This is a genomic window from Kitasatospora sp. NPDC059599 (assembly GCF_042735125.1).
In the GTDB taxonomy this organism is placed as follows: Bacteria; Actinomycetota; Actinomycetes; order Streptomycetales; family Streptomycetaceae; genus Kitasatospora.
This window is the reverse complement of the sequence record NZ_JBHWCL010000276.1, coordinates 1-4,407: the sequence shown is the minus strand read 5'-3', so window position 1 is coordinate 4,407 and position 4,407 is coordinate 1. Positions and strand designations below refer to the sequence as shown.

At 74.2% G+C, this 4,407-nt stretch carries 6 protein-coding genes; all 6 read left to right on the top strand.

The window, feature by feature from the left end:
• The first annotated feature begins 221 nt into the window (after window positions 1–221).
• Window positions 222–1,109, top strand: coding sequence for an MBL fold metallo-hydrolase (locus tag ACFV04_RS43370; protein ID WP_380536584.1), 888 nt, complete (start codon window positions 222–224; stop codon window positions 1,107–1,109).
• A 154-nt stretch (window positions 1,110–1,263) separates the two neighbouring features.
• Entirely contained in the window at window positions 1,264–1,749 is a 486-nt protein-coding gene (locus ACFV04_RS43365; protein ID WP_360255084.1) for a hypothetical protein, read from the top strand.
• Window positions 1,746–2,045 (top strand): hypothetical protein, encoded by a 300-nt coding sequence (locus ACFV04_RS43360; protein WP_360255087.1) that lies wholly within the window; start codon window positions 1,746–1,748, stop codon window positions 2,043–2,045. The genes ACFV04_RS43365 and ACFV04_RS43360 overlap by 4 nt, the downstream gene beginning before the upstream one ends.
• A gap of 226 nt (window positions 2,046–2,271) precedes the next feature.
• Window positions 2,272–3,174, top strand: coding sequence for a SigB/SigF/SigG family RNA polymerase sigma factor (locus ACFV04_RS43355; RefSeq protein WP_360255089.1), 903 nt, complete (start codon window positions 2,272–2,274; stop codon window positions 3,172–3,174).
• Window positions 3,175–3,282: 108 nt separating this feature from the next.
• Window positions 3,283–3,678 (top strand): STAS domain-containing protein, encoded by a 396-nt coding sequence (locus tag ACFV04_RS43350; protein WP_360255092.1) that lies wholly within the window; start codon window positions 3,283–3,285, stop codon window positions 3,676–3,678.
• A gap of 143 nt (window positions 3,679–3,821) precedes the next feature.
• Window positions 3,822–4,355: an ATP-binding protein gene (locus ACFV04_RS43345; RefSeq protein ID WP_380536582.1), complete on the top strand. Its 534-nt coding sequence runs from the start codon at window positions 3,822–3,824 to the stop codon at window positions 4,353–4,355.
• Window positions 4,356–4,407 lie beyond the last annotated feature (52 nt).

The window sequence follows — 4,407 nt, the reverse complement described above, 5'->3', positions numbered from 1 at the left end:
GATGTGCTCGGCGGCGGCCGCGACCGCCGCGTGCCGGTCGGCGGGCAGCGGGACGCCGGCGCGGGCGGCCTGGCGGGCCGCCTCCGGCGGGGTGAGGTCGATGTCGGGCACGGGTCCTCGCACGGGTCTTCCCCTTCCAAAAGCTAACGGTTTGCTTTAGGCGACTGTAGGTTCTAGAGTCAGGCAAACGCAAATACGTAGCTTTTAGTCGGAGGAGTCCCATGCCTGCCGCTGCCCCCACCTGGACCGTCGGCGACGTCACCGTCCACCGCATCGACGAGATCCCGCTGCCGCCCGCCACCGGCCCCTGGCTCCTGCCCGACGCCACCCCCGAACTGGTGACCGGCCAGGACTGGCTGCACCCCCACTTCGCCGACCCGGACGGCACACTGCGCCTGGCCAGCCACACCTTCGCCCTCACCGTGGGCGGCCTGCGCGTCCTCGTCGACACCGGCATCGGCAACGGCAAGCAGCGCGCCAACCCCGCCTGGCACGACCTGGACACCGACTACCCGCAGCGCCTGGACGCCGCCGGATTCCCCCCGGACGCCGTCGACCTGGTGATCCTCACCCACCTGCACGCCGACCACGTCGGCTGGAACACCCGCTCCGTGGACGGCCGGTGGATCCCCACCTTCCCCAACGCCCGCTACCTGACCTCACGCGTCGAGCGGGAGTTCTGGGCCGGCCACCCGATGGAGGAGGCGCGCCGGCAGATGTTCGAGGACTCCGTGCTCCCGGTCGAGCGGGCGGGCCTGCTCGATCTCCTCGACGTCCCCGCCGAGGGCCTCGCCGTCGCCCCCGGCCTGCGCCTGGTGCCCACCCCCGGCCACACCCCGGGCCACGTCGCCGTCGAACTGACCAGCGGGGGCCGCACCGCGCTGATCACCGGCGACTGCGTCCACCACCCCGTCCAGCTCGCCCACCCCGCCATCGGCGCCTGCGTCGACATCGACCCCGGGCTCTCCCGCGCCACCCGCGACGCCCTGCTCGCCTCGCTCGCCGGCACCGAGACCCTCCTGCTGGGCACCCACTTCGCCCCGCCCACCGCCGGCCGCGTCCACCGCCACGGCGACGCCTACCGCCTGCGGCCCGTCCCCGCTTCCTGACGGCCCGTCCCCGCCGCCGGACGGCCCGGACCGGTCCGGCCGGAGCCGGTAGAACCCGCCGCCACGGGGGAAATGACGTCGCATCAGTGTCGGCGGGGGCGGCACCGTGCCCGAACGGTCCGTCCCCGCCGGCTGCCCGACCGAGGGAGCCGCGATGACCGTGCCGCCGGAGTGGGACCGCCGGATCGAACTGCTGGAGCTCTACAAACTCGCCGTGGAGATGGCCGACCGGGTCTCGGCCCGCCGGGGCACCGCCAACACCTTCTTCCTGTCCGTGCAGACCGCCCTGGTCACCCTCATCGGTTTCGGCATACCCAAGCTCTCCGAGTCCCCGTGGTGGGTGCCGACGGCCGTCGCGCTGGCCGGCATCACCCTGTCCGTCGCCTGGTGGATGCAACTGCGCAGCTACCGGGACCTCAACGCCGCCAAGTTCCAGGTCATCAACGCGCTGGAGGAGGAGCTCTCGGCGCGGATCTACACCGACGAGTGGGTCACCCTCAGCAGCGCCGCCCGCCGCGGCCGGTGGCACAAGCACTACACCGAACTCGGCACCACCGAGCGGGCCGTGCCGGTGGTCTTCGCGGCAGCCCACCTGATCCTCCTCACCGGCACCCTGGTCACCGGCACACTGGGCCCATGAGCCACCTCGACCCGATCGCCGACCTGATCCGCGACAGCCTGCCCTCGGAGGCGAGACCCCCCGAGGGCGCCGACGACCTCTTCCGCCTCTACGCCGTCCTGCTCCAGGCCAAGGGCGAGGAGGTCACCGACGAGGACGTCCACAACGCCTGGACCGCCTGGACCCAGTCCACCGACGACACCCACCGGTCCCTGGTGCCCTTCGACGAACTCGACGCCCGCACCCGCGCCCTGGACACCCCCTACACGCTGGCCATCCGCACCGCCGCCCGCAAACTCCACCACCCGGCCGGCTAGGCCCTGCCCGGCTCCCCGGCGGCGGCCCGGCGGTCCGTGACCGTCGGGCACACCGGCTGTCGGGCACCCGGTCGTCGGGCACCCCGGCCGTCGGGGAGGTTTCCCCGCCCGTCCTCCGGGGTAGTCGCTGCGGTTTCACGAAACCTCCACCCCGGGCGGCGGCATCGATCGGCCGTCACCGGGTAACCGGGGCGTTCGACCGTGCCGACACGAGGAAGGGAATCCGATGGTCACGCCCACTGGTGAACTGACCGTTTCCGCCGCTCCGACGACGGGTGAGCCGTCGTCCCGCTCGGCCGCGCCCGACACAGGACTGCGCGAGCTGCTCCCGCCGCAGCTCGCCGCCGTCGACGACCCGCGGGAGATCGCCCCCGCCGACGCCCGGGAGCTCACCCGGGTGCTGCTGCGGCGCCTGGGCACGCTGGAGGAGGGCACGCGGGAGTACTCCTACGTCCGCGCCACCCTGGTGGAGATGAACCTGTCCCTGGTGCGGTTCGCGATCCGCCGCTTCACCGCGCACCGCGAACCCCAGGAGGACCTGCTGCAGGTCGGCGCGGTCGGCCTGATCAAGGCCATCGACCGCTTCGACCCCGAGCTCGGGGTGGAGTTCACCACCTTCGCCATGCCGACCGTCCTCGGCGAGATCCGGCGCCACTTCCGCGACACCACCTGGGCCGTCCACGTGCCGCGCCGCCTCCAGGAGCTGCGCATCGTCCTGGCCCGGGCCCAGGAGAAGCTGGCGCAGGAGCTGGACCGGGCCCCCACGGTGGCCGAACTCGCCGCGCACCTCGACCTCTCCGCGGAGGAGGTGATCGAGGGCCTGACCGCCGCCAACGCGCACACCGCCGGCTCCCTGGACACCGGCGCCGAGGACGACGACCGCCCCGGCCCGCTGGCCGGGCGCCTGGGCGAGGACGACCGGGACCTCGCCCTCGTCGAGGACCTGGTGGCGCTCAAGCCGCTGGTCGCCGCGCTGCCCGAGCGCGAACGCCGCATCCTGTCGATGCGCTTCTGCGAGGACCTGACGCAGTCCCAGATCGGTGAACGCCTCGGACTGTCCCAGATGCACGTCTCCCGGCTGCTGAGCCGCACCCTGCGGCGCCTGCGCGAGGGGCTGGAGGACGCCTGACCGGTGCCGCGGGGAGACCGCCCGGGCGGGGCCGGTTCACGACCCCCTGCTTGGCCGACGGGCGCGACCTCCGTATGGTCGGAGGGCACGGACATGGAGGGGACGACGATGATGCCATCCGACAACGACCGGTGGGCCACCGCGCCGGCGGCCACCGCGCCCCGGGCGGACCTGGCGGTGCGGACCCGTCCCGGAGCCGGCGGCGCGGCGGTGTGCGTGCTGGAGGGCGACCTCGACATCGAGACGCTCGCGCCGGCCGCGGACGCGCTCACCGCCCTGGTCGCGCAGCGCCCCCGCGCGCTGGTGATCGACCTCGCGCAGGTGGGCTTCTGCGATTCCTCCGGCCTGAACCTGCTGCTCAGGACCCGTCTCGCGGCGGGGGAGGAGGCAGTGGCGCTGTACCTGGCCGCCGTGTCGCCCACCGTCATGCGGGTCCTCGAACTGACCGGCGCACAGGCGGTGTTCTCCCTCCATACGTCGGTCGAAGCGGCCCTGGCGGCTTGAGCCGGAGCCGCCGGGGCCCCTCGGCGGGCCGCGGGCCGGGTGCGCCGTTCGGGCGCGGCCCGGGGCCGGCGCGGTGCATAATCCCGAATGCGCCGGGAAACCGACCATGCGACAACCGCGTCGATCCGAAGGGGTGCCCTCACATGACGATGAGCCGGGGAACCCTGGACGGTGATCCGCACCGGGCCGGGCCGGCGCTGCCCCCCGGCGGCCAGCGCCGGCGGCTGACCCTGGCGGGGCTCCCCAAGCCGGTCGCCCACGCCAGGACCTTCACCCTCCGGGCCCTCGACGACTGGTACGCGCCCGCCCGGGTGCCCGCCCGCACGCCGGACGCCCTGGCGCCGGCCGCCCTCGTGCCCGACGCCCGCCGGGGCGTTACCGCGGACGTCGCCGCGGACGTCGTCCTGCTGGTGGCGGAACTCGTCGCCAACGCGATGCTGCACGGCGACGGCCCGCTGGAGCTGGTCCTGGACACCACCGGGGAGCGGCTGCGGGTCGAGGTCAGCGACCGCAGCCCGGAGCTGCCCGCCCCGCGCCTGCCGCACGAGCCGGCCCTGCCCGGCGGTCACGGCCTGGTCATCGTGCGGCGCATCGCCGACCGTTGGGGCGCCGAACCGCACAGTCAGGGCAAGACGATCTGGGCCGAGTTCGACGTCCGGCGCCCGGGCCTCGGCTGACCCGCCGCCACCACCCGTACGCGTCGGGCCCGGTGAGGGAACCCCCTCACCG